We start from the raw sequence: 26,796 nt of genomic DNA on the forward strand, positions 1-26,796 counted from the left end.
GCTTAACTGTTTTATTGTTCTTTTCTTTTAATAAACCATAACAATATAATTCCTACTAATAAACTCATTGCTATTCCTATAGCCATTAATTGATAATTATAATAGGAACTTCTTACATGACCAATAACCTTTGTAACAGGATGAGTACTCGCTATTAACCAACTAAATACACATCCTATAAGTACAACAAATATAGGAACTTTTTTCATAGTAATCACTCCTCGCTTGTTTTTAACATATTTCCTTCATTATTTATTTTCATTAAAATGATAAATGTAACACAGGGTACGACCAAAATAATTAAATTCACAATCATCAAAACACTCAATGATCTTTCTATAATTATACTTGCTAATATATGATATTGTAAGTAGAAAATACCCATTACTGAAACTTGCGCTAAAACAATAGATAGCAAACAATAATTAATTCTTTCTTTTAAAATAAGCTTTAAACATTGCTTTTTATTGAATCCATTGACAAGCAACAATGCGTATTGATAACGCCTTGTGACAACATCAAATATTCCTATGATAAAACATGAAAGTACAAAGAGTATAAATATGATCTTTGAAAAATTGTAAATCATTTCAAAACCAAATGATGTTGTTTGATTTAGAATCATAGAAGATACTGGATTGTAAACTTTAATTTGTTGATCGTGTTTTTTAATAAAATCTGTCACTGCCTGGATATTCTTATATGAATTTATTTTTAAGATATAGACATTTGATTGATACGAGGCATCAGGTATACATTGATTGATGATTTTTTGATAGAGATTTTGTGATATATAAATGATATTTTCAGTTGATTTCGTATAACGATTCCCAATATCTTTATCAACAGTATCTGCATTTGAAAGTTCAAAAGGAATTTCAACAAATTCAAACTCATTATTTTTTAATATTTGCATTGTTCCAGTCAAATGAATATGTCCTTTTATTTTTTGATAAAGAGAATAAGAAATATAAATCTTGTCTGTATTTATTTTTTGTTTATCAATTGAAAATACATGGTTATTACTCCTTTTAACTGTTTTCATTTTCTTATAATAGGGTTGTACGACCACTGTTTCTTTAAAAGATGAATCATTGACTGTCACATGAGCTACATTCCATTCAAAAAAGGGAGAAATATTTTGAATCATATGATTTTGTGACAAATCTTGTACAAGTGTTCTAGAAACTGGCATTCCAGCCATATCATAAGCATTTCCACCATTCTTATAAGAAATCCTTAATTCATTATCAATCGCTTTATTAATCATTCTTTCTGTTTCTTTTTGATAATAGGCTTGAAAACACATCATATAAGTCATAATGATCATCAAAAAAGAAATGATGATATTTCTTTTATTATGTATTTTATTTGATTTTTGTGCATGTAAATAATAATTAAGTGGAAATGTTTGAATTGTTTTTCTTGCAATCAAATTCTTATTTTCTTTGATGATATTTTTCTTTAATAGAATTTGTTGATTTTCAATATGATAGTGTTTATCTGCAATCTCTAACATCTCTAAATCATGAGAAGCAATGACAACTGTTTTATGATATTTATAGCATAGATCATAAATGATTTTTCTCATACGTCTTCTATTTTCATCATCTAAATACGCTGTTGGTTCATCTAAAAAAATGATTTTTGGATCTTTCATCATACAACATAAAATCAATAATCTTTGTTTTTGTCCTCCTGATAAAACTTTTACTTCACCATTTAAATCAATATTTAAATCAAGTTCATCTAATAAATTCATCATTTTGTCTTTCTTAAATTCAACTTCTCCTAATTGACTAAAGAATTCTATATTTTGAATGACTGATAAATCATTAAAAAGTCGGCAGTCTTGAAAAACAAAAGCTATTTTTCTTCTAAATGATTCTTCATCTAAATCAGACATTTTTTCATTTTCATAAATATATTCCTTATCTGCATAATCTGTAAGTCGTGCAAGTTCAAATAATAGAGTCGATTTACCCGAGCCGCTCTCTCCTGTAATCAATGTAATTTTTCCTGAATCAATTTTAATTTCTTGATCAGTAAATAAATCTTTATTCCTAAAAGATAAATTGATATGTTTCATTTCAATCATAGTTTCACCTTCTTAACAAAATACTTACTGTAAAATAAATACAAGATGTAAATGATAATAGAAACAGCTATTTGAATACTAAAGAAAAGTAATAAACTGATGATTAAACTTTGATCATTGACTGCAAAAAATCCCATCTTTCTTGCGATAAAAAAGCCCGGTATACCTAATGCAAGTGACAATAATAATTGAACAAGGCCATTTTCATTCACCAATGAATGAATATCCTTATCATTTAAACCGTAAACTTTTAATAGTTTCACTTCATTTTTACGATCATCAAGTGCATTGATTTGTACCATTGCATAAAGTACAATGGCTACTAAAACCACCATTATCATGTAGATATATCTACCTTTTCTTTCTTCTTTATAGATATCTGTCATATCAATGACTGAATTATATTGATCATAAGTTACAAGATTTTTAGAAATCTTTGTTATTTCTTTCTCTACTGTTTTTAAATTATTTATACGATCTACTTCTATAACATAGTTCTTACTATGATAAGGGGTAATTGTTGCATTTAATTCTTTAGCGTCCAATAAACTATCGGGTGTTTGATTATTGTATTGATTCAATAAACTATAAAATGATTTTTTTGGCATTAAAATAGTATATCCTGCACTCAAAAACTCATTATAGTAATCATCTACAGAAACGATATGATCTATTTCTAAATCAAGTTTTACTTTTTTAGTAAGGACTTGCGACATCTCTACCTTTAGCCCTGATTCATTCATTTCTCCTTGATAACTGTATTGTTGGACAGGTATATAGACCTCTACAGAAATCTTAAAGTTCTTTTCATCTTTATCTATACCTAGCTTATTAGCCAATGACTGACTGATAGCATTTCCTTTAAGCTTTTTACCATTTGATTTGATATTTTGAAAAGAATAATAAGGAGCCACAAGTGGACTACCATCTGTTAAATAATCAAAATTTACCTTGTTTCCTTGAAAGTAAACACTTGTCGTTGATACATTTTGCATCTGATTGATCGTATCAAAAACATCAAAAGGATAGACACCTTTAACATGCTTGATTGATTTAATTTGTGCGAGTTCATCATCACTAATATCAAGATTATTTTCCTGATCCCCTATAAAATAACCATCATTTCCAAAAAAAGCATCATTCATTTTTCCTGTATAGACTTCTGCTTTATTAGCTCTTTCTATACCATTTGCAAGCTGATTTTCTTGTAAAATACTGTCACTTATATTGGTAGAAATAGAAATTGTCATAATAAATCCTAATAACATCATCAATATAAATTGAAACCATTGTCTTTGATTTTTATATAAAAAATATTTTTTGATTCTTTGATGTTTTGTCTTTTCTATTTTTAAAACCTGTTGAACTTCTTTTATTTCCTGATGACAGTAAAGCTGCTTATTTTCTATTTCATAAACGATATCTAAATGTTCTATAAGGAAATCATCATGTGTCGTCATAATAATATATTTATTGTCTTTCTTTAGATTTTGTAAAATATTTAAAATAATTTCTTTATTTTCTTGATCTAAAGATGCCGTTGGTTCATCAATAATAATGATTGATGCATCTTTAAACATTGCAAGTGCTATTAAAAATCTTTTTCTTTGTCCTATGGACAAAGAAGAAGGAAAGTAGGATAAATCTATATTATCTAATCCTACTAAATGAAGCATTTCTAACATTTTATCTTGATCAAACCCTTGATTTTTTAATTGACTCATAAATTTAAAATGTTCAATTATCTTCATATTTTCAAAGAATGTTCCAAATTGATCAATATAGCTCACACAATTCAATAAATAATCTTCCTTGTTTTTATCAGTAATGACTTGTTCATCAATAGAAAGTGTTTGATTCTTGTATTGATATATTAATGCTTTTAAAAATGTTGTCTTCCCACATCCACTTTTTCCTATGATACCTGTTATTTTCCCTGGACATGTTTTAAAATTAGCATTCTTAAATATTATTTGTTTATCAAATTTAATATCTATTTGTTTCATTTCAATCATAACACTTCACCTCTTTCTGATTACATTGTAACAATCTTCAATAAAATGATAATATCTTTAGGACGTTTGACCATTTTATAAGGATAATTGACATAAAAAATACCTGTCATCGACTGACAGGTATTAATAGTGAAATATTTATATTTTGATTTTCATGAATAATTTTTATACTTCCTTGATATCTTTTTAGAATTAATTTTAATGTATCATATTTCACACGATCAATATTTTCAATCCCTTGATTAATAAACATCGTGATTTCAAATGCACATTCATCTTGAATAACTTTTATTTCTAACTCATTGTTTTGAATACAGCTCATTGCTATATCAAAAAGATAATTAATAATAATATTTAAATGTTCATCTTCAATAAAGGAAACATCTTGAATTGAAACTATTATCGTAGGTGTGATATGTTCTAGTTTTAATTGTTCTAATTTCATATTCATAAAGGAATCAAAGAGTTTATTTCCAGAAATAATGATCATTTCTTCTTGATTAAGTACAGCTATTTTTTGATCAACAATTTGATTGATTGTTTCAAATTCTTTTTCTTTAATTGCTTGTTTCATTTGAAGATAATCATATTTTAAATCATGTTTTAATTTATATAATTCATTATTCTTTTTTTCAAGATAAGCATAATTTTGTTGATCATTTTTAAAATAGTTAACGGCTTGATTCAGTAATTGTTGTTCATGATTTAACTTCGTATATTTAAAAAACATATAGTATGAAATGACGATGGTAATAACTAATGTTGTAAGAATGATTAGATGTCGGTTGACTCCTAAAATTTCTAGAAAATCATAATACAAAATATGGTAAATACAAAGTGTACTCATGGAAATCATCATTAATAAATTCCAATAGATATTTTGATTATCTATTGGATAACGTTGTTTAATATAAACCAATAAAGAAATAACTATAATATAAATAAGTAACGAAATAAATGTATAAAATGGAAAGATAGCTATAATATCTTTAACAACTAATAAAAAAGAAAGATAAAATATGATTTCTGTAATTCTTCTTTCTAATGTATACAGTAGAAAAAAACATAAGCATTCTAAAAACAAAATATCTTGTAATAATAAAGATGAGCTCATCATCATTACTAATCCATTAATAATGATTGAAACACCTATATATTTTTTAAATATATCTTGAGGTATATTTAAAAGAAATATTAAAGCAATTTCTATACAACTTAAATATAAAAAAAACATTATTGGATATACCTCCTATAGGTATGATATTTTTCAATGAGATCTTTTGCTTTTCTAGAGACATTGAATGTATATTGGTTTAAAAGCGTAACTGATTGATGATTTATCTTAGTTACATATTTGAAATTAATAATGGTATAGGAATTAATTTTATAAAAAGCAATATTTGAACAAAAATGTTCAGCACATTTTTTTAAAGTCGTATATTGTTGAAATTCTTGATCTTTAGTATAAAATGTACAAATATTTCTATGAGATTGAATATAATAAATATCTATATAACGAATATATTGATGATTTTTTTCATCAATCAAATAATGCTTATTGCTTTCTGCTTCATCTTTTTCTATTTTAGAAAGCAATCTATTAAAATCTTCTTCATAAAAAGCTTTTCTAATAAAAAAATAAAGATGAATATCAAAACAATCATAAACTAGCGCTTCATTCGCAGATACAAAAATAATCTTTGTCTGTTTATTTTTAACTTTTTTAGCAAGTTCAATCCCACTTACTTGTAATAACATAATATCTATAAATAAATAATCATATTCCATTAAATTTAATGTTTCAAATTTTTCATTAAAAACATCAATCACTGTATTTTCAAAATATAAACTTATTTTATTTTTTAATTGTGTACTAAAACTAATATCATCATCAATAATTCCTATTTTCATATGTAACCTCTTTTTCATTTATTATATAATAATTAGATTTATTTTTAAAAGAAAAAGATAAGAGAAAACTCCTATCTTAACATCTTTGCAGTATTTAATTTAAATAATCCCCATCCAATAAAATAACCAATTAAATATAAAACAAAATCATTAATATCAAAATAGCCTACAAAAGTAACAAGATGAAAGATTTCTTTTACTAAAGTCAAAGCTAATAACACACAAATTCCTTGTTGAAAAGAAACTTCTCTTTTTAAATATATTCCTAATGGTATAAACATCAAGATTTTTAAAGCGATATTTTTAACAAGAATATCTAAATTAATATCAAAATTATAACGGAAGGGAATTAAATTTGTATTCTGAATAAGTTTTTCAAAAAAAGGTAAACTCCCATTAATATCTCTAACATTTCTTCCTAAAAGAAACGGATAGATAAAAATCAAACCAACATATATAATGATCAATACTTTCATTAATTTTTTATTATTCATAATATTTTCCTCACTTTCATTTTACCCTGGCCAGCTACTTACATTTTATAAACAGCTTTTATAAAATGAAACAACTAAGGAATAAGTGGTTGTAATTACAAATAAGTGGTATTTTATCTCTTGTTTTTATCCTTTATAATAAGTATAGAAATTGAGGTGATAAAATGAAGGTAGCTATTTTAGATGATGATCTTTTATTTTGTGAAATGTTAAAAGATTATTTATCTTCCTATCATTTTGATATTTCTATTTTTACACGCTATCAAGATTTAAGAGATCAAATAGATTGTTTTGAACTACTTTTTTTAGATATTGAAATGCCTGATATAAATGGTATTCAACTTGTCGAAAGTTTGGCTTATAAACATCTAGATATTATTTATGTCTCAAGTCATGAGGAATTGATCAGACAATGTTTTAATAGAAATGTCATAGGATTTGTTGAAAAAAGTCATTTAGAAGAAATAGATTCTATTTTACATAAAGTATTACAAAAAGAACATCTTACTATTTCTAAAGATGGTCATACATTTGATATTTTATTTAAACAAATTGTCTTTATTGAATATACTCTTCGTGATATCACAATTCATCTAAATAATCATTCTAAAATTAAATTACCAGAAAAATCACTTTCTGTTTTTTCAAAAGAATTGGATAGGCGCTTTTATAAAATAAATCGTAATATCATCATTAATTTAGATATGGAGCCTCTTTATCATCATGGCAGTGTTAAAATAGATCATCATGAATTTCAGGTAAGTAGAAGAAATCAAAAAGATTTAAAAATAAAGCTTTTAGAAAGGAGTATTTATCATGCTAGAAAGTTTTAATTATATTATTGGCATCCTTATTGGGATTTTATTTTCTTTAAGTAATCAAAATGAATCTAAAATCATTATTCTTAAAAATTGTATTTTTACTACCTTTATATATGTTTTTACAATGAATTTTGCAAATGATTATTTCATTTTAAGTGCTTTATTAAAAGTTATTTATTTTACTATTTGTTTTATCTTGATTCATAAACTTAATATTTTTCAAGCTTATTACTATTCTTTAATTATTATCTTATTTTATTTATTAAGTAATATTTTTTTAACTTATTTATTACATCCAAATCAAGGATATGTTATTTATAGTGGTGATATTGATTGTATAGCTGTTTTTATAAGTTTACTTGCTTTTTATTATTTAGATGATTTGCATTTTTTAAATAATAAAATTACTAAACATTTAGATGATCTTGTTTTTATTATTTTAATGACTTTCATTTTTTTAATTTTTATTTGTCTTTTATCTTATAATGCTTTTGTAGGAAAATGGAATATTTATTTTTTTATGATTATTTTAGGATTTTTAATACTTTCAATCATTTTAATCATTTTACTTAATTATTGTTATATTTATAAAAGAAAAGATGATCTTAAAATGTCAACGTATAAAATGAATCAACTCAATCAAGTTTATTACCAAAGTTTAGAAAAAGACAATGAAACGTTAAGAAAATTAAAACATGATTATAAAAATCATCTACTCAATATTAAACAACTCGTTACCTTACATAAAGATGAAGATGTTTTAGAATATGTTAATCAATTAATCGATATAAAAGTTTTACAAGAAATTAATCATTATTGCGATATTTCTTATATTGATAGTTATTTAAATTCAATAATACATGCATACCCTCAATTTGATTTTGATATTCATACAACAAATTTATCACATTTTAAAAATATTGGTCTTGATCTTTTAATTATATTAATGAATTTAATCAATAATGCAATTGAAAATGCTTCTGAAAAAGTAATTAGTGTTGATATGGTCTATGATCAAAAACTTATTATTAAGGTGTGTAATTATACAAATTCTAATCCTATTAAAAAGCGTTTTATATCAAATAAAGGTAAAGATCACGGACTTGGATTAAAAATCATTGATGATATTATCAGTAAATATAATGGTGAAAGTTATGACACTTTTAACGATTCACTTTATGCAAAATATATTATTTTAAATTTAGGAGAAGACTATGAAGAAATCAATTTATAAATATCTTTTATTGATGTATGTCATTTTATACATTTATCTTAGTTATTTACAACATGGTATTAATAACATTGGTGGATTATCTTATATTGATGCCCTTTTGCATTCATCAAATTTTATCCCTTTTTATCGTGTTCATAAATCATATATTATTAATTTTATAGAATTTATGCCTTTAGGATATCTATTACCTAAAGTTTTTGAAAAACTAAATACTAAGAAATCATTTATTATAACTACTTGTATTCTTATCTTTTTCATAAAAATTATAAAACTATTCTTTTTAGTTGGTTATTTTGATATAACGAATATTATTTGTGGCATTTTTGGTGCTTATTTTATTTTCTATTTAGATCATAAAAAATACCCTTCATAGAGGGTATTTTTTATGCGTTAATAATTCTTTAACAGCTTTTTTATATTTCCTTCCTAATAATAAATGTATTGAATTATTCAAAGTGACTTGTTTAGAAGTCACATGACTAATAACATTTTTATTAACTATATATGATTTATGAATTTGTATAAATTCATAATATTCTAATTCTTGAAAAAGTGATGATAATTTTTGTCAGCTTCTAAATTCACCCGTTAGCGTATGAATGATGATATCATGTCCATATGATTCAATATATAAAATAGAATGAATATTAATGATGATTTTTTCATAGTTGCTGGTGATTTCTATATAGGGTGATTTAGAATTTTTAAAATTATTTAAACAATCATCAATGATATCTAAATGTTTGCTTAACGTATTTTTATTTATAAAATATGCTTGATGGATTTCCATTAAATCTAAAATATGTTTTTCATTAGAAATAAGACAAATTAAAGCATATTGATAAGATAAATTATTTAATATTTTTAAATCATCTAAATCTTTATTTTTTTCTATTTCTTTAATTAAAAGAAAATCTTGCTTAATATCTTGATAACCAATAAATCTTATATTTAAAAATGATTGTAAATACTGTTTTAAAATATCATTTTGTTTACAATCTAAAATAATATCAATCATTTTTTATCTCATTTTCATCAATATTATTAAAGATTTCTTGGTTTTTTAAGCGTTCTTTTAAATGATAGTGATCAATAATTTCTATATTCATTTTTTTTAAACTATCTAACATCTTTACATATTCTTGATAATGATTTCCCCCACCAGCAATATTAAAAGGTGAAAACCTAACCACTGTATAATCTTTTAAAAGAAAATTAAAACAAATCATATACCCATTTATACCATAACCTCCTGATGTTTTCATATAAGACAGTGAAACATTTTTAATAGAATCTAAAGGTATTTTAAAATTTGCTTTTTCCTCTTTTTGTATCAAAATACGTATGACTTCTTTAAATTGATTATACATGCCTTCTTCATGATAATAACAAATATTTTCTTTATTCATCTCTAATCTTTGTGTAGCCCCTATGGTTGGAATTATAAAAATAAAAGTAAGCAATAAAATAATAATGATACTTAAAACTTGTATTTGAAAAGTTAATTTTAAAGCTGGTATAACCATGACCATCAATATCATCAAGATAATCATCGTATATAATTGAATCACCAAAAAAGACTTTAAAACATCTTTTCTTGTCAACTTTTTCCCAATCACTATTTTTTGATCCATATAAGTTCCTCCTTTACTTATTATTATAAAAACTCTATAAACCAAAAATAGTATTTGGCTACAAACAGCCTTTAAACAAACATAAACAGCATCTATTAACTTGTACCCTTTAACAATTGTTTAAAAAAGTCACCTTCATCTACTAATTGTTGATAACTTCCTGCTTCTTTTAAAGAACCATCTTTTAAAACAAGAATTTCATCAAATTTACTTAAAAGTTCCTTATCTAATTTATGAGTAATCATGAAACATGTTTTATTTTCATTTAAAAGAATACTTTCGATTTCTTTTGCAGTTGTATGATCTAAATTAGATGTAGGTTCATCATAAATCAACAAATCTACATCTTTAAGTAAAGCTCTAGCAATACTGATTCTTTGTTTTTCACCACCTGAAATATTATTTCCATTTTCATTAATAACGGTATTTAAACCATCAGGCAAGGCATTTACAAAATCTTTTAAGCCTGCTTTTTCTATGACTTCTGTAATTTGATTGTCTGAATAATCTCTAAAATACGTAATATTGTTTTTTAAAGTATCATTTAATATAGGTGCATTTTGATGAACGGTTGATATATGTTGATAAATATCTTCGATATTAATTGTATTGATATCTATATCATTAATATATAAAGTACCTTTACTTACTTCATAATTATTTAAAAGTAACTTGATGATTGTTGATTTACCAGAGCCACTGTTTCCAACAAGAACGTATTTTTTATTTTTATAAAAAGTATGATTAAAATCATGAATAATTTCTTTACTTTGATCATAACTAAATGAAACCTTTTTAAATGAGATATCTTTTATAGAATCAATTGTATTTATTCTATGTTCATGGCTATTTTCAAAGTATTTTTCTATTTTATTTTCAAGCGGTTTTATACTTTTTAATAAAGGAAGTTCATTTGATAATCTTCCTAAAGGATTAGCAATATTATTGACCAACTGTGTAATTGCCAGCATTTCACCTATAGTAATCCTATTTATAATTACAAAATAAAGAGAAATAAGCGTTGTCATTACACTTACTCCTAAAGAAGATAATGTTGAAAATCCTGAAATAATTCCTTCATCGTAGCGATAATTTTGCATACTTGTTTCATATTCATTTTCTACATAATCAAATTGACAAATGACATGATGTGTGATTTGAAAACATTTGATAAGTTCAAAAGAATTAAAAAAATCTTTGATTTTGATATTTAATTGACTATATTTTTGAGTTGAAATCATTTGTTTTTTAGATAAGATTTTTCCAAATAAAATAGGAACAAATATAGCAATAATATTGATAACAATAACAATAATAGCTAAAGAAAATTGAAATGAAAAAACAGCTACTAAACAAATAATAAATTGTGAAAGATCTGCACTAATCGTTAATAAATTATCAAAATAGTTTTTTTCAATAATTTTTAAATCATTATTAAAAATACTTAAATACGCTGACGAGTTTTCTTGATTAAACTCTTTGACTGTTTTAGAAAAGATTCCTGTAAATAAATCATGATTTAATGAAAACATTACATTCTTTAAATATTTAGCTCTAAAAAATCCTCTTAAAATATAGATTAAAAAATTAATAATAATAAACAAAATCGCTAAGATCATAACATGATAAAACTGGATAATATTCTTATCGACAGATGTATCTACCATTTTTTGAACAATGCTTGCTAGAAAAACAGACATGATTCCTGCTGTTGAAAATAAAAGAACACACATCACAAAATAAAATTTATTTCTTTTTAAATATTTTTTCATATTCATCTCACCCTTTTATCTATTGTACCATTTTTTATAAATAGCCTAACTCAAGATAAATGTTGGTAATGACACCTAATAATGTCAGTCAAACTTTCATAATTGGAAGCTTAACTTTTTGATTTGTTTTATCATATAGTCAAGAGGTGGAAAGCTATGGAAGATAAAATGTTTAATGATATTATTGATTCAATTATCAATAACGCAAGTGATGATGAAATTGAAATTATTAGGGAAAAACTCAATAATCATTTAATCAATCATATTTATGATACAAATATCCATGAAGAACTATCAAACAACTATGATAGTTCTTTTTGTCCTCATTGCCAAAATAAACATATCATTAAATATGGTAAGGATAATAAGGGAAATCAAAGATATTTATGTAAAGAATGTTTAAAAACATTTTCTTCTATTACCGGTTCATTGCTTTCATATACTAAAAAACAACCTTATCAATGGTTTGAATATATTCAATCTTTATTTAATGGCGATACTCTTGCTCGTTCTGCTGCTATAGTTGGAATAAGTGAACAAACTTCTCTTGTTTGGAGACATAAAATATTAAGTATTCTTGCCACTTTAACTGATGATGATCCTGTTTTAAGTGATACTGTTTATTTGGATGAAAAATTAAATGTCGTTTCACATCCTGGTAAACACATTGAAAATAAAGAAAAAGTCAAAAGAGGAATGAGCCATCAAAAAAGAAATATCGTATGTGCCATAGACCAACATAACAATAAAGTTATACAAGTATCTGAAACAGGAAGAATCCATTCTAAAGAGCTTTATAAAATATATAAAGACAAGATTCCAAGTACATGTCAGGTTGTAAGTGATAGCTTGAGATCATATCATAAACTGATGAAAGATTTAAAAGTTAAATGGGTCAAGATACCATCAGGTAAAAAAGAAAAAGACGGTTATACTCTTAAAAAGATAAACGATTTACATTCATCAATAGATTTATTCCTTTATAAATATCGAGGAATATCAGATAAATATTTAAGAAATTATATGGGACTTTATAAATATAAAGATCAACATAATAAATATTATCAAAAGAAGGTATTTCTTCACATATTTAAAGAAATCATCAATAGTTTATGTGCGTTGAAATTCAGTGATTTTAAATATGATTCTAAATTTTTCGCTATTTGATTAGTTTTCCAAGAAATACTTACCAACATTTATCTTGGGTTAGGTTTTTATAAATAAAAAGCTATTGGTTACCCCAATAACTTAAAGCGTCTTTTTAAAATACAAAACATCATCCATAGGATTATAATAGTAGGCCTCACATTCAACAAAACCTACTTTTTTATAAAGATGAATAGCAGCTTCTAAAGGAAGAATTGTATCTAAAACCATTTCCTTATATCCTGCCTTTTTAGCGTGCTCTATAATTTTTAAAACAAGCTTCTCCCCTAGTTTTGTCTTTCTACATTCTGGTTTTACATATAAACGTTTCATTTCACAACGGCTATTAGAATGACGATGATAAGCAACCATTCCTACTACTTTTTTATCTTCTATAGCTACTAAAAGTTCTCCTTCCGGTGCTGTATATTTTTTGGCTGGATTATGTAATTCTTCATCAATATTTTGAAAAGATAAATCACGTCCTAAACGTTTTGTATATTCTATAATAAGTTCTTTTACTTGATCTAGATAATCAACACCATTACATATTTCCATAAAAATCCTCTACATACAAATTCATTCTTATTTTTTTACATATATATTTTCTATAACCTTTACATCATTCCATACACTTGAACTTTCAAAAGAGATTTCTTTTTCATTTAAAATAAAATTTTGCTTTTGAATATCTACAAGGGCTTTATTTTGATAAAAGAAAACAATAACTTCTCCATAACATTTCTTTTTATCATTTTTTGTTTTCTTGATACATTCATTTAATTGTTGTAAAGAAATATCCGTTATTCGATCAACATCAAAATCATTATATTCTTGATATTGAGTACTTTCTTTTGCTTTTATTTCATCATAATAAGCATCTTTAAATTCATTTTTCTTAAAAATGAAAACACTTTGTTTACTTGCAGGTAAACATTTAATTTTTTGATCTTTTAATGATAGATCAATTGGCTTATTTGAAGTATTTTTTAAAATCAAAATAACTTGATCATCTATTTTCTTTGTTTCAAATGAATATAATTTATTTTGTTGCTGACATCCCGTAAAAAGTGCTATCAAAATCATAAATGTACACATTTTTATAATTAATTTTTTCATAACTTTTCTCCTTGTTTATACAATTTATGTCGAAGCAAAACTTCTAAAATAAGATCAATAAATGCTGTTACAAGATATATTGGATAATAATGCCAATATTTATCTTTTACTATATTCATTTCATGAATTGGGTTTTGTATAAAAGCTGATACAATCAACAATATTGATAAAATATCAGAAATTCTAATGATGATTATTCCACATTTATTTTCCCTATTTAGCAATTGTATAACTTGTCCTACAATACGTATAAGAAAAATAACCTCTATCGCTATCCAATAAAACATAAAATTTCTTCCTTTCCTTTACATACATGCAAGAGAAAGCCAAATCAATGAAAGACAAAATACAACTACTGCTATTAAAAATAAAGTAATCCATAAAGCATATTTTCCAATATTTCTTTTCATATTTTTCTGGTCCTTATTATAATTTTTAAAAGATTTTATTATATATTTACTTACTTTTCAACAATACAATGGTAATTAAAATGCTATTTTTCTATCAAAAAGTTTATTGCTTCTTTGGCGTTTGAAATAGGATAGTATGGTGTGCTTTTCTTTGTATTATCTTTATATTCTATTTCTAAACCTTTTTTATTTCCTTTTTTTGGTAAACTTCGATAATAATATCCTGAATAATCTTTTGCATTTTGATCATTAAACTCTAAAAACATTCCTTTTGCATAATAAAATACATAGCCTTCAAATTCTGGAGATACATATCGAAAACCCTCTAATTGTCCATCTTTTAAAAAACGTACTGCTACAAATTCTTGACAAGCTTTTTTATTGTCATCTTTTGATAAAAATATGTGATATTCAAAATAATCACCTAAACTACTTCTGCCTCCTATCAACCTATGATTTCCCATATATCTTTTAATATCTTCTTCTGTAAAATCACTATTCAAATCCATAAACATTTTTTGGTAGGGACTATATTTTGTTATTGTTTTGGTGTCATTTAATGAAACAGTTTTATTAGATTTTACACTACAACCACCTAGAATGAGTCCCATAACAAACAATAATAAAATCATTTTTGTTTTCATATTATTTTTCTCCCTTTTTCTATTGAAAATCAATTAACTTTTACCATTATTTTTTATGAAATAATTTGTAATAACTCTTGTGTTAATTTTGAATCAAGTGCTGTAAATAATTTTTTACCTTTATCATTTATAAAGACATAACTTATATCGTTTTGATCTTGATATTGTAAAGCACTTTTATATTTTGGTAATTCAAACTTAACTCCTTTTTTTATTTGACTTAAATCATATTCCTTTTCTCCTAAAGTACTATCAATAACAATCTTTTTATTTTCAATATCAATTGATTTAATAACTGTAAGATGAACATCTAACATAAAAATTCCTCCTCATATTTTTTATAATTTCAATTAAACTTTCAAAATATCTTTTAATTATTTATCAAATATGTACGATATTTTAAATATAAAATCATATTAATCATCAAACCAAAACACATAAAAGTCATTGCACTTGAATAATGAAACATTGTCATAATTGAAAAATGATACATAACTAAATCAATTACAAGTAATCCAAATAAAAGAAAAGTATTTCTTTTAAGATCAATATACTCTTTAGAAACAACCTTTTTAATCATCATAAAAAAATAGATTAATATTATAAAATAAAACAAATAATGAATGACAACCGATAAATTATAAAGTAAACCAACTTCTCCATAAACTGGATTTCCATCTGTCCCTATTTTGATCCAATGCGTAGAAATATAATTATCAAAGTATTTAAACGCTAATAAACCTATTATTTCAAAAACATAACTTAAATAAATAAGACAAATATCATATTGCTTTTTCATTCTATATTCCTCCATCCATAACACTTATGAACCAAGGAAGCGCTTTCCTTACTTTTATTATACATTCAATCATACTCATGTCAACTATTACTTATTTTATATATGTATTAATTTATAAATGATATTAACTTAAAAAGCTATAGCTTACAAGAAAAAAGGACAAATGAAAAGACTCCTTACGGAGCCTTTATTCAACATTCTTTAATGCTTCATCCATTGGAATTTTCTTGATTTTTCTCATTTGAATCATCATAACAAATAAGTAAGAAATAACCGTCATGATAAACATCTTGATATAAACACTACCTTCTACATAGAAAGGTAACCATCCTGCATATTCTTCAAAAACTATTTTGAAAGCATAAGATAAGATCCATGTTGTTATTCCAAAAGAAAGTAATGTTGAAATTAAAATAACAATTGTTGTGGCATGAACATACATTTTTTGTATTTCTTTTGATGTATAACCAAGTATTTTAACCATTGAAATCGATACTTTATTATTTTCAATAATCATCTTTGTAAGAAGATAAATAAGCATAATAAACATCACAATCGCAAATCCTTCAACTAAATAGAACATTTCTCCCATTGAAACATTTAATTGTCTTGAAACTTTTGTTAAGTCATCTTGAGTAATCGTTGATGCGATATATTCGTCTTTTAAATCTGTTATTTTTCTATTTGAAAAATAACCATTGAAGTAACCATCTTGACAGTTGAAAACTTCATTAAAATAAGACTTTGACATATAAAGTGCCATACTACCTGGCGCATCATAGATTCCTTTAATTTCAAAAGTATAACGTAAATCTTTATAACTTTCTTTTAAAGAAATACGATCTCCTTTTTTCAAATTATATTTATCAGCAACATCTTTTGAAATATAAACACCTTTTTTAGGTAATGATTTAATATGAATATAGTGACTGTTATTTTGTAAGCCATAAAGACTAATATCTTCTTCTATTGTGCTTTCAGGTAATGTTTTTAATGAATAAAGAGAAAAAGCTTCTGCCCCTTTGGTCTTTGTTTTATAATCATCATACATTTCATCATATTGATCATCTATCAAGCTTAAGAAACTATCTCTAAATTCTTGAGGAATTGTTTGGAAAGCTTGTTCAATCGCTGTCGTATCAACTGATTCAGGTGTATTTAAAATATATTGATATTTAGCGGTCATATTATTAATAACAATATCTTGATAATGATCTAGAACAGGATGCATATCCATTCCAAACATCAATAAGATAATTGCAAATAAAATTCCTACAAATAATGTAACATATCCTGATAAATTATTTAAAATAACACTTAATCTAAATTGAGAAAAGAAACCTAAACGATGTAAAACTAAGGTTTTTTTACTCTTCTTCGTTTTCTTGATATCTCTTTTCATAAATTTAAGAGGTGATAATTTTAATGATTTCATTAAAATACCATAATTGATTAAAACCATCATAATAAATGGAATGATCGTTGTCTTAATAAACGCATCTCCAGACCAAATAGTAACATAGGTTGGTAAACTATAACTTCCATAATACATACCAGCCATGATATCTTTAAAATATGTATATCCTAAAATATTTCCCACAATACACGCTACTAATGAAACCAAAATAGGTAATGTCATGTATTGAACTAACATTTCTTTTTTAGTATACCCCATTGCACGAAGTGTCCCAATCATAGGTGCTTCACTTTCAATGGTATTTTTAGTTGTAATTGCAAAGACAAAAGCTAAGATACCAATGATAATATAAAGTAAAACAGTCATCATTGCTTCATCTCCACCCATATCATCACCTGTAAAATGGATAGCTTGGTTGGCATATTGAGGAATATAATCATCAATTCCTGAAACATTTTTAACAAGAGCATTTAAAAAATCATTGCTGGCATTAACTTCATTATCAACCTTTTCATTATATGTCCAAGCGTAGTTATAATAGATTTTAGCATCTTTAAAGCTTTCAAAGCCTTCATTAGAAACAATACCCACGCCAAATTTAATAGCATCAAACATTAAATCACTGTTTTTTGAAAATAAAGCACTATAATCTGATAATGCAACAAGTCCAGTAATTTTTAATTTCTTTTTACCAACTTTGATTGTTTGACCTACTTGATAATTGTTATTATCGGCATACATACGGTCAATCGCTATTTCATTTTTACTTTGAGGAAGTTTTCCATCCATAATACATACTTGATTAACTTTGTTTCTTGGTTTAAAAAGACGAATTGTACTTGATGATTCTACTTTTTCTTCAATGTAATTAAGATTATAGATTGTGACATCTTCTTTTTCTAAAGTCTTTTTATTTTCTTTAGAAAGAGAATCATTTAAACGAAAATGTCCATCTTCAATATTGTATTTATCAAAACTATCATTATAAGCTTTGATCATTGATCCATCAGCGACTAAAAAACCTGAAATAAGTCCAATAGAACCTGCCATAAATAAAAATATAATTAAATATTTTGCAATTTCATCTTTTAAAATATATGGTAATCTTTTAAATAATGGATTCTTCATTTTACCAATTCAAATCCTTTGCTGGAATTTTATGCGTGTTTTTAATATTTTCACGAATACGTCCATCATGTAAGTAAATCACACGATCAGCCATATCTTTAATTGCATCATTATGCGTTACAATAATAATTGTATTACCATATTTTTTATTAACATCTTCGATTAATTGTAAAATATCTTTTGATGTATGATAATCTAAAGCTCCTGTTGGTTCATCACAAAGTAATAAATCTGGATTTTTGATGATTGCACGTCCTATAGATGTTCTTTGTTGTTGACCACCAGATAATTGGTTTGGTTGTTTATAACGATGTTCTTTTAAACCAAGTGTTTGTAAAAGTTCTTCTTTATCTAATGGATTTTTACTTAAATATTTTCCTACATCTATATTTTGTTCAACATTTAAATGCGAAATCAAATTATACATTTGAAAAACATATCCTAAATGATTACGACGATAATTCGTTAAATCTTTTTCTTTTAAAGTTGAAATTGTTTTTCCTTGAATCGTAATTGTCCCACTATCTGGTTGATCAATTCCTCCAATAATATTTAACAGTGTTGATTTACCAGAACCTGAAGGACCAAGTAAAACACAAATTTCACCTTTTTCTATTTCAAAATCAATACCTTTTAAAACTTCTGTTTTATATTCATCTTCACCAAAGCTTTTTTTAAGATCTTTGATTGATAAAAACATATTATTCCCTCTCATAGTTAGCCTTATCTAACCAACTATAGAATACTATCCCTCTTAAATTTTTTCAAGTCTCCTAAAGAAAAAAAAACGGATTTCTCCGTTTTTATAATTCAATATGTTTCATAATGGCTTTAGCAATACCATCATTATTATTTGTATCTGTAATTTCATTAGCAACAGCTTTCAATTCATCTGAAGCATTACCCATAGCTACACCTAAACCAACATATTCCACCATTGATTTATCATTTTGAGCATCCCCAAAAGCCATCATTTCTTCTTTTTTATATCCCATAGGAATTAAAACACTATCCAAAGCTTTTGCTTTATCAACACCTTTTGCAGTATATTCAAAATAGAAATCAGATGTAAACATACAGTTTAAACGATCTTTAAATGGTTCCATCATTTCCTTATAATGTGCTTGTAGATATTCTGGATCACCAAATGTAAGAATTTTATTGATTTCAAAATCAACAAAGGCTGCTAAATCTCTTTTTTCACATAAGATGTAGTTATTTCCTCTTGATTCATATTGCATAACATTAAATGGTTTCCCTTTGTATGTAATTGTATTATCAAAAACATCATTAACATACATATATTCATCTTTATCAAACATTGGTCTTGCTTTAAAATTCTTTAAATGTTCTAAGACAGCTTTACTATCTTCTACAGAAATCGCATGATTATAAAGTGTTTCATGGCTTTGACAATCAACCACTTTTGAACCATTGAAGCATACAAATAAACCATGATGATTTTTCATATCTAATTCTTCAGCAAGTTTCAATAATCCACTTGTAGGTCTTCCTGAAGCTAAAACCAAACGTACCCCTTTATCTTGTGCTTTTAATAAGGTTTCTTTAGTAAGAGGTGTAATGACTTTTTCATCATTGACTAAAGTCCCATCAATATCCATAATTATTACTTTAATTGCCATAATATATCTCCTTTTTTATTAGTATAATAAAGCGCTTTTACAACTTCAACATACTTTCATAAAAAGAAAAAGAAACAGAAAATATCTGTTTCTAATGTAATAATGAACGTGTTGAACCTGAAGCAATTAAGAATGTACTTCCATTATGAAGCATGGCAAGCATTTGAGGTGTAAGTAAGCCTAATGCTCCTAAAACAATAAAGGATGTATTTAAACCAACAATCAAACGATATTGGCTATGAATACGTTTAAATAAACCTTCTGAAATCATTCTTAAAGCAACGATATCATTTAATGAATTTGATACAAGTGTAATATCCGCAAGTTCACGAGCAATATCTGAGCTATCTTGAAGTGAAATAGAAACATCTGCCATAGATAAGGCTGGTGTATCGTTAATACCATCTCCTACCATGACAACTGTATTTCCTTCTTTTTTCAAACTTTCAATATAACTTGCTTTATCTTCTGGTAAAACTCCCGCTCTAAAATCATCTAAATTTAATTGTTTTGCAATCGCTTTTGCACAGTTAGGACTGTCCCCTGTAAGCATGATGACTTTATCAAAACCAATATCACGAAGTTCTTGAACAACTTCTTTAGCCTCTGGTTTTAATGGATCATAGATACTAATAATTCCTGCTAGTTTTTTAGAAATTGCTAGATAAATAAGAGAACTTGAACCTTTACTTTCAAGTGAAGAAATTAAATCTTTAATTTCTTGTGTCATTTCCACTCCTTCATCTTCAAAAACAAAATGACTACTTCCGATAATGACATCTTCACCATTTAAACTTGTAGAAATACCATGAGCAATCACGTATTTTACTTCCGCATGTTCTTCACGATGTTTTAAGTTTTCAACTTCTACTTGATGAACGATGGCATTAGCCACACTATGTGGGAAATGTTCTTCAAGACAAGCAGCAATTTTTAAAACTTCTTCTCTTGTATAATCTTGTAAAGGAACAACATCTAAAACAACAGGTTTAGCATGTGTCAATGTTCCAGTTTTATCAAAAACAATCACATTAGCATCTTTCATGCTTTCTAAATGTTTTCCACCTTTAACTAAAACATTATGCATTGAAGCTTCTTGCATAGCTGAAATCACTGAAATTGATGTTGATAAACGAATCGCACAAGAATAATCCACTAATAAAAGAGAAGTGGCTCTTGTAAGATTTCTTGTCAATGCCCAAACCCCAAAGAAACCTAAGAAACTATAAGGTACAATGGCATCTGCCATATGCTCTGCTCTTGATTGAATTGAAGCTTTTAGTGATTCATTTGTATCAATCATATCAATGATTTTAGCAATACGGCTATCATCTTGTAAATTTCTAACCTTAACAAAAATCTTTCCTTCTTCGATTAATGTTCCTGCATAAACAGTATCATTTAAAGTTACACGTTTACTTAGTGGTTCACCAGTAAAGCTTGATTCATTGACCATTGCTTCACCATCAACGATTTCTCCATCAATAGGAACCATACTTCCTGTTTGAACAATAACAACTTGCCCTTGTTTTAAATCAGACATTGCAATTTCTTGTTCTTGTCCATCTTCATAAATCCAAACTTTATCAAACTTACTCATCAAACTATCGCCCAATTGTAAAGTAACCTTTTGACGTGTATAGTCTTCTAATAATTCAGATATTTTAAGCATCAACATAATATTGCTTGCTGTATTGAATTCTTTACGTAATAAAGAAACACCAATACTTGTTGCATCTAAAACAGGAACATCAATACGTCTATTTCCAAGTGAAGAAAGTCCTGCTTTAAAATAAGCTAACGCCTTATAAATAGCAATTCCTTTACCAACAACATTTGGTAAAAAGAATTTAACAGCATATCTTTTAGCAAAGATTTTAATTAATTCATGTTTAAAACTTTGATCAAGTACTTGTAGATTTTGAGAACAATTTTCAGGAATTTCTCTATTTTGTAAAGCACTTAAATCATAATTATTTAAATAATCAAATAATTGGTTTTTATAATTTTCATCAAAAACCAATAAAAGACTTCCATTTTTATAATGAGCTTCTACATATCTCACATACTCAAGATTTAAAAAATCATTTTTTAAAATAGTTGCTTGTCCACTTGTAAAAGCATATTGTCCAAAACGAACACGTAGTCTTCCATTGATTTCATGAACTATTTTAAAATTACTCATCATTATTGTGCCTTACTTTTTTCTACTGCTTCAGCATATACATCTTGAGCATCTTCTTTAATAGAAGTTACTGTTGCTTCTACATTATCTTTTACTTACATTCCACTAGCTAATCCTTTAACAGCTAATTCTCTTGCTTTATTACTTTTAGCGAACTTTGAAGTGACAACAGCAGTTACTGCTCCTCCCACAAATGTCCATAATTCTTTACTTTTAAAAAATTCTTTCATCTTAAAATCCTCCATTCTTTTTTTACATTATACGACATTTTCTTAAAAAATAAATATTTTTTTATAACATGCTAATTTTTTATTATACCTTGTTCTATTTCAATAATTTCATCACATAAAGCAAGAGATGACTTTCGATGACTAACAATAATAATCAATTTTTCATCTTTAATTCGTTTTAAACTTTCTAACAGATCTGCTTCATTTAAACTATCAATACGACTTGTTGGTTCATCTAATAAAAGAATCGGTGTTTTTCTTAAGAAAGCACGTGCAAGACCAATTCTTTGTTTTTGACCACCCGAAATATTTTCATCATAAATCGTTTGATATCCTTGGGGTAAAGACATAATAAAATCATGAATTTGTGCTTGTTTACAAGCTTCTATTACATCTTCTTGACTATAAGCAGGATTTAATAAGGTGATATTATGATATAACGTATCTTTAAATAAAAATGTTTCTTGATCAACATAGCTGATATTTTCTTTTAGAGTTTGACTGTTGATTTCTTCAATCGATTCATTATTAAATAAAATCTCACCTTCACCTTGATAAATATGCATTAATAATTTTAATAATGTTGATTTGCCACATCCACTTTTACCAAGAAGACCATAGGTTTTACCAAATTCAAATGTATAATTGATTTGATGTAAAACTTCTTGAGACGTATTTGGATAATGAAATGATAGATTTTTTATTTCAATTGGTAAATTTAAAGTAGTATTTTTATTTGTAATTTCTTTAAGTAATGGTTCTTCCTCTAATAGATTTAAAATACGTCTTGCACAAGGGAATACTTGATTCAAATTGTTTGCGAGATTTGCTAGAGCAATCGTTGGGCCAAAGGATGAAGAAAGTGCCATCATTGGAATCAACAATTCCTTAGAAACATGATTCTTGATCAATAAAATAGAAATAACAATCGATAAAATAATCAGTCCATCTGAAAGTATTTGTTGAAAACTTTGATGTTTGATTAATTTTTGATGTGTTTGTGTAAGTTCATTTTGATGATCCGTCATTTGTGCAAAACGATGATTTTGTTGACTGAATTGTAAAATTTCTCTCTTACCTAAAACTGTTTCTAAAACAAAGGTATTAAAATCAGCTAATAAAGTACGATAGTTTCGACCATCATTTTGACTTAAATTATATGTTATATAGGGAATCAATATTCCCATCATCACATAACAAACAAAAGCAAATAGTCCAAAAATAAAACTATAATGGCCTATAAAACAAATCATGATAATACTATAAATAAAAGCAATCATTACAGGAGAAATCGTATGTGCAAAGAATACTTCCAAGAGTTCAACATCACTTGTAAGCATAGAAATAATATTTCCTTTATCTTCATTTTCTAATTTAGCTGGTGCCAGTTCTCTTAATTTTTCAAAGACTAAATGACGAATATGAGCCAATACTTTAAAGGCAATATAATGATTACATGCTTGTTCTATGTATCGTAAGATTCCTCTTGAAAATGCACAAAGAATAATTAATTTAACAGCAAGTGAAAAGGAAATTACTTTACAAAAAGCGAGAATGATAAAAACGGTAATAAAGGTTGCTGTTAGATGTCCTAACACACCTAAAATAATTGCCAATAACATAATCATTAAAAAAGGACATACTAATTTTAATAAAGAAATAATTAATTTTATCTTATCTTTCATTTTCAATAATCCTTTCTAAATTCTTTTGATTTTCCACAAGCTCTCTAAATAAATTAGCTTGCTTAAATAATTCCTCATAACTTCCTTGTTGAATCAATCTCCCTTCTTTCATCACAAAAGTAAGTTGACTTTCTTTACAATGAGCCATGCGATGTGTAATAAAAATAACAATTTTATCTTTAGCTAAACGTTTCATAATTTTTAAAATAATCTCTTCACTTTCACGATCAACATTATTCGTTGCTTCATCAAAAATATAAACATCACTTTCACGCAATAACGCTCTTGCAAGAGCTAATCTTTGTCTTTGTCCACCTGATAGATTTTTAGCTCCTTCATTGAGTTGAAACTTTAATCCTCCTTGATTTTCAAAGACCTCAAATAGTTTTACTTCTTTTAAAACAGCCATCATTTTTTCTTCATCAATACACCCTGACATTGCAAGATGATCAAAGACTGTCCCTTTTAAAATATATGTTTCATCTTTGATCAACGTTATTTTTTGATAAAGTGTCATTGTTTCTGGTATTGTTTCTTGATTATAAAGAATTTTACCTTTTTGAAGTGGATATAAATTCATTAGCAGTGAAGCAATCGTACTTTTCCCTGAACCCGATTCTCCTACAATCGTTAAAAATGTTCCTTTGGATAAAGAAAATGAAACATCTTTTAAAATAATTTTTTCATTATAACCAAAAATTACATGTTCAAAAGATAAAGCTGAAATCGATTCTTGATAACTTTCTTGAATATCATCCAAGCTATCCAATAGTTTAAAAATTTTATCTGCTGCCGCGTTTCCATTTTGTCCAATATGAAAATAACTTCCTAACATTCTTAAAGGTAAAAAGAATTCAATAGAAATCATTACAATAAAAACAAACATCATAAAAGTAATATGTTGATTTAAATATTCTTGTAAACCCAAAACAACTCCTAAACCAAAACCACCATAAGCCACTAGATCCATCACACTAATCGAATTAAGTTGCATAATTAAAACACGCATGGTTTTCTTTCTAAAGTCTTCCGCTTCTTTGTCCATTTTATCTTGATAATATAAATCACTTTGATAATATTTTAAAGTTGTAAGTCCTTGTAAATTTTCTAAAAAAGAATCCGCTAATCCTGTATAACTATTCCAATATTTCGCTAATAACCTTTTAGCTATTTTTTGTACAACAACAATAGAAATAGGAATAAGTGGTACACATAAAAGTAAGATAAGCGCTACTTTTAAAGACATAAAACCAACAACGATAAATAAAGTAAGTGGTGCCAACATGGCATAAAAGAATTGTGGTATATATTTAGAAAAATAAATTTCTAATTGATCAATACCTTCACTTGTAAGTTGAGTAAGCGTCGATTCTTTAAAAACTGTTGTTTGTTTTTGATGATATATCTTATCAAATACATTTTTTCTTAGCTTTGTTTTAATCATTTCACTTAAAGATAATGCTTGTTTATTTTGTGTTGTTTGTAAAAAACATTTTAAAGCAAATAAACAAATCACACTTAATAAATAAAAAACAAGTGAAAAAGATTGTTTTAAATAAAGACAAGATAAAACATAACTATGTAAAAATGTCAGTAGAATATGACAAACTAAAACCAACCATTGAATCAAGACTAACCCATAAACATTTTTCATTTCCGCTTTAAAAGTTTTTAATAACCTTTTATTAAACATTTTTTCTTCTCCTTTCTTTAAGTGAAAGCCATCCATGTTTGATTGTTAGAAGTGGATGGTAAAAAAGCATATACTTTCCAGAAAAGCGCATCACTTTTTTAACTTGGCTTTGATATTCTTTTTGATAACAATGAACTTTACATCCACTACAAAAAGTTTTAGTTTCCATAAAAGGACATTTATCAATACGCAAACAAGCGTACTTATAAAGATCTTCACACATCTTACTTTCTTGAGAATGTTTTCTTTGATAAATATCAATCATTACCTTTAATATTCTTTTTTCATTTTCTCTTTTTTGATCTATTTTATTCATTAATAATCTCTACTTTCTTTAACATAATAAAATGATGAATACTCATTACCATCAATAAACATATCTTTCCAATCCATACAGGTGTAATCATTACAGCAATCAAAAAAATAAGTGTTACTGTAAATAATGACTGATTCCTTTTCTTTCTCGTTGTCTTTCTTTCAATGACCATTTCATTGATATATTTTTGATAAAGTTTTGTTTGAATTAAATATTCATGAAATCTATCTGAACTTTTTGAAAATAAAAAAGCACTTAAAAGTAAAAATGGAGTCGTTGGCAAGATTGGTAAAACCACACTAATCGCTCCTAAAATAAATGATATAATTCCAAATATAATAAATAATATTTTCATGTTTCCTCCTGTAGTTAGTTATACCTAACTGTTATTATCATATCTAT

General features: G+C 25.8%; 28 protein-coding genes and 1 pseudogene. 4 read left to right on the top strand and 25 right to left on the bottom strand.

Translation table 11 applies throughout. The features are described from left to right. Positions 1–11 precede the first annotated feature (11 nt). From ACLVEP_RS06310 to ACLVEP_RS06335, 6 genes are all read right to left on the bottom strand, one after another. On the bottom strand, positions 12–209 hold the full coding sequence (locus tag ACLVEP_RS06310; RefSeq protein WP_412583639.1) for a hypothetical protein: 198 nt from the start codon (positions 207–209) through the stop codon (positions 12–14). Positions 210–214: 5 nt separating this feature from the next. After that, a complete protein-coding gene (locus ACLVEP_RS06315) occupies positions 215–2,098 on the bottom strand; it encodes an ATP-binding cassette domain-containing protein (protein WP_412583640.1) in 1,884 nt (627 codons plus the stop codon). After that, complete coding sequence (locus ACLVEP_RS06320) at positions 2,095–4,113, bottom strand: ATP-binding cassette domain-containing protein (protein ID WP_412583642.1); 2,019 nt, start codon at positions 4,111–4,113, stop codon at positions 2,095–2,097. The genes ACLVEP_RS06315 and ACLVEP_RS06320 overlap by 4 nt, the downstream gene beginning before the upstream one ends. A 106-nt stretch (positions 4,114–4,219) precedes the next feature. Continuing rightward, positions 4,220–5,347, bottom strand: a complete 1,128-nt coding sequence (locus ACLVEP_RS06325) for a hypothetical protein (protein WP_412583643.1) — start codon at positions 5,345–5,347, stop codon at positions 4,220–4,222. Further along, a complete protein-coding gene (locus tag ACLVEP_RS06330) occupies positions 5,347–6,024 on the bottom strand; it encodes a LytR/AlgR family response regulator transcription factor (RefSeq protein ID WP_412583644.1) in 678 nt (225 codons plus the stop codon). Before ACLVEP_RS06330 ends, ACLVEP_RS06325 begins: the two co-directional genes overlap by 1 nt. Positions 6,025–6,095: 71 nt before the next feature. Continuing rightward, complete coding sequence (locus tag ACLVEP_RS06335; RefSeq protein WP_412583646.1) at positions 6,096–6,518, bottom strand: VanZ family protein; 423 nt, start codon at positions 6,516–6,518, stop codon at positions 6,096–6,098. A 164-nt stretch (positions 6,519–6,682) separates the two neighbouring features. Between ACLVEP_RS06335 and ACLVEP_RS06340 the strand changes: the two genes are divergently transcribed. Genes ACLVEP_RS06340 through ACLVEP_RS06350 form a run of 3 tightly spaced genes read left to right on the top strand, consistent with a single transcriptional unit; the run spans position 6,683 to position 8,946 of the window. Then, positions 6,683–7,351, top strand: coding sequence for a LytR/AlgR family response regulator transcription factor (locus tag ACLVEP_RS06340; protein WP_412583647.1), 669 nt, complete (start codon positions 6,683–6,685; stop codon positions 7,349–7,351). After that, positions 7,335–8,573: a sensor histidine kinase gene (locus ACLVEP_RS06345; protein WP_412583649.1), complete on the top strand. Its 1,239-nt coding sequence runs from the start codon at positions 7,335–7,337 to the stop codon at positions 8,571–8,573. The genes ACLVEP_RS06340 and ACLVEP_RS06345 overlap by 17 nt, the downstream gene beginning before the upstream one ends. Continuing rightward, entirely contained in the window at positions 8,554–8,946 is a 393-nt protein-coding gene (locus ACLVEP_RS06350) for a VanZ family protein (RefSeq protein WP_412583651.1), read from the top strand. Before ACLVEP_RS06345 ends, ACLVEP_RS06350 begins: the two co-directional genes overlap by 20 nt. Here the strand turns inward: ACLVEP_RS06350 and ACLVEP_RS06355 are convergent. The 4 genes and pseudogenes from ACLVEP_RS06355 to ACLVEP_RS06370 form a co-directional block, all read right to left on the bottom strand. Beyond that, a pseudogene (locus tag ACLVEP_RS06355) lies at positions 8,941–9,126 on the bottom strand (LytTR family transcriptional regulator DNA-binding domain-containing protein); the annotation flags it as partial. The gene ACLVEP_RS06350 and the pseudogene ACLVEP_RS06355 sit on opposite strands and share 6 nt — an antisense overlap. Before the next feature lie 15 nt (positions 9,127–9,141). Then, positions 9,142–9,591: a hypothetical protein gene (locus ACLVEP_RS06360; RefSeq protein WP_412583653.1), complete on the bottom strand. Its 450-nt coding sequence runs from the start codon at positions 9,589–9,591 to the stop codon at positions 9,142–9,144. Continuing rightward, the gene (locus tag ACLVEP_RS06365) at positions 9,584–10,207 is read right to left on the bottom strand and encodes a hypothetical protein (RefSeq protein ID WP_412583654.1); all 624 of its coding nucleotides are present in this window, start codon (positions 10,205–10,207) and stop codon (positions 9,584–9,586) included. The genes ACLVEP_RS06360 and ACLVEP_RS06365 overlap by 8 nt, the downstream gene beginning before the upstream one ends. Positions 10,208–10,302: 95 nt before the next feature. After that, positions 10,303–11,979, bottom strand: coding sequence for an ABC transporter ATP-binding protein (locus ACLVEP_RS06370; RefSeq protein WP_412583656.1), 1,677 nt, complete (start codon positions 11,977–11,979; stop codon positions 10,303–10,305). Positions 11,980–12,135: 156 nt separating this feature from the next. Between ACLVEP_RS06370 and ACLVEP_RS06375 the strand changes: the two genes are divergently transcribed. After that, entirely contained in the window at positions 12,136–13,146 is a 1,011-nt protein-coding gene (locus tag ACLVEP_RS06375; RefSeq protein WP_412582248.1) for an IS1595 family transposase, read from the top strand. An 81-nt stretch (positions 13,147–13,227) separates the two neighbouring features. Here the strand turns inward: ACLVEP_RS06375 and ACLVEP_RS06380 are convergent, their stop codons facing one another. From ACLVEP_RS06380 to ACLVEP_RS06450, 15 genes are all read right to left on the bottom strand, one after another. Next, positions 13,228–13,683, bottom strand: a complete 456-nt coding sequence (locus tag ACLVEP_RS06380) for a GNAT family N-acetyltransferase (protein ID WP_412583657.1) — start codon at positions 13,681–13,683, stop codon at positions 13,228–13,230. A 27-nt stretch (positions 13,684–13,710) separates the two neighbouring features. After that, positions 13,711–14,244 (bottom strand): hypothetical protein, encoded by a 534-nt coding sequence (locus tag ACLVEP_RS06385; RefSeq protein ID WP_412583658.1) that lies wholly within the window; start codon positions 14,242–14,244, stop codon positions 13,711–13,713. Next, on the bottom strand, positions 14,241–14,531 hold the full coding sequence (locus ACLVEP_RS06390) for a hypothetical protein (RefSeq protein WP_412583659.1): 291 nt from the start codon (positions 14,529–14,531) through the stop codon (positions 14,241–14,243). Before ACLVEP_RS06390 ends, ACLVEP_RS06385 begins: the two co-directional genes overlap by 4 nt. Positions 14,532–14,737: 206 nt before the next feature. Further along, positions 14,738–15,298, bottom strand: a complete 561-nt coding sequence (locus ACLVEP_RS06395) for a hypothetical protein (protein ID WP_412583661.1) — start codon at positions 15,296–15,298, stop codon at positions 14,738–14,740. 53 nt (positions 15,299–15,351) lie between these two features. After that, the gene (locus ACLVEP_RS06400) at positions 15,352–15,615 is read right to left on the bottom strand and encodes a hypothetical protein (protein ID WP_412583663.1); all 264 of its coding nucleotides are present in this window, start codon (positions 15,613–15,615) and stop codon (positions 15,352–15,354) included. A gap of 53 nt (positions 15,616–15,668) precedes the next feature. Beyond that, entirely contained in the window at positions 15,669–16,097 is a 429-nt protein-coding gene (locus tag ACLVEP_RS06405) for a hypothetical protein (RefSeq protein ID WP_412583665.1), read from the bottom strand. A 187-nt stretch (positions 16,098–16,284) separates the two neighbouring features. Next, entirely contained in the window at positions 16,285–18,642 is a 2,358-nt protein-coding gene (locus ACLVEP_RS06410; RefSeq protein ID WP_412583667.1) for an ABC transporter permease, read from the bottom strand. 1 nt (position 18,643) lies between these two features. After that, positions 18,644–19,342 (bottom strand): ABC transporter ATP-binding protein, encoded by a 699-nt coding sequence (locus tag ACLVEP_RS06415; RefSeq protein ID WP_412583668.1) that lies wholly within the window; start codon positions 19,340–19,342, stop codon positions 18,644–18,646. A 103-nt stretch (positions 19,343–19,445) separates the two neighbouring features. Next, positions 19,446–20,285, bottom strand: a complete 840-nt coding sequence (locus tag ACLVEP_RS06420; protein ID WP_412583670.1) for a Cof-type HAD-IIB family hydrolase — start codon at positions 20,283–20,285, stop codon at positions 19,446–19,448. Between the two features lie 91 nt (positions 20,286–20,376). Continuing rightward, positions 20,377–22,470 (bottom strand): heavy metal translocating P-type ATPase, encoded by a 2,094-nt coding sequence (locus ACLVEP_RS06425; RefSeq protein ID WP_412583672.1) that lies wholly within the window; start codon positions 22,468–22,470, stop codon positions 20,377–20,379. 95 nt (positions 22,471–22,565) lie between these two features. Further along, positions 22,566–22,700: a hypothetical protein gene (locus ACLVEP_RS06430; RefSeq protein WP_412583674.1), complete on the bottom strand. Its 135-nt coding sequence runs from the start codon at positions 22,698–22,700 to the stop codon at positions 22,566–22,568. A gap of 71 nt (positions 22,701–22,771) precedes the next feature. Beyond that, a complete protein-coding gene (locus ACLVEP_RS06435; protein WP_412583676.1) occupies positions 22,772–24,385 on the bottom strand; it encodes an amino acid ABC transporter ATP-binding/permease protein in 1,614 nt (537 codons plus the stop codon). Next, entirely contained in the window at positions 24,375–26,078 is a 1,704-nt protein-coding gene (locus ACLVEP_RS06440; RefSeq protein WP_412583678.1) for an ABC transporter ATP-binding protein/permease, read from the bottom strand. The genes ACLVEP_RS06435 and ACLVEP_RS06440 overlap by 11 nt, the downstream gene beginning before the upstream one ends. Continuing rightward, complete coding sequence (locus ACLVEP_RS06445; RefSeq protein WP_412583680.1) at positions 26,071–26,394, bottom strand: nitrous oxide-stimulated promoter family protein; 324 nt, start codon at positions 26,392–26,394, stop codon at positions 26,071–26,073. The genes ACLVEP_RS06440 and ACLVEP_RS06445 overlap by 8 nt, the downstream gene beginning before the upstream one ends. After that, on the bottom strand, positions 26,387–26,749 hold the full coding sequence (locus ACLVEP_RS06450) for a YbaN family protein (protein WP_412583681.1): 363 nt from the start codon (positions 26,747–26,749) through the stop codon (positions 26,387–26,389). Before ACLVEP_RS06450 ends, ACLVEP_RS06445 begins: the two co-directional genes overlap by 8 nt. Between the last annotated feature and the right edge of the window lie 47 nt (positions 26,750–26,796).

The organism is Faecalibacillus sp., assembly GCF_047023275.1.
Classification (GTDB): domain Bacteria; phylum Bacillota_I; class Bacilli_A; order Erysipelotrichales; family Coprobacillaceae; genus Faecalibacillus.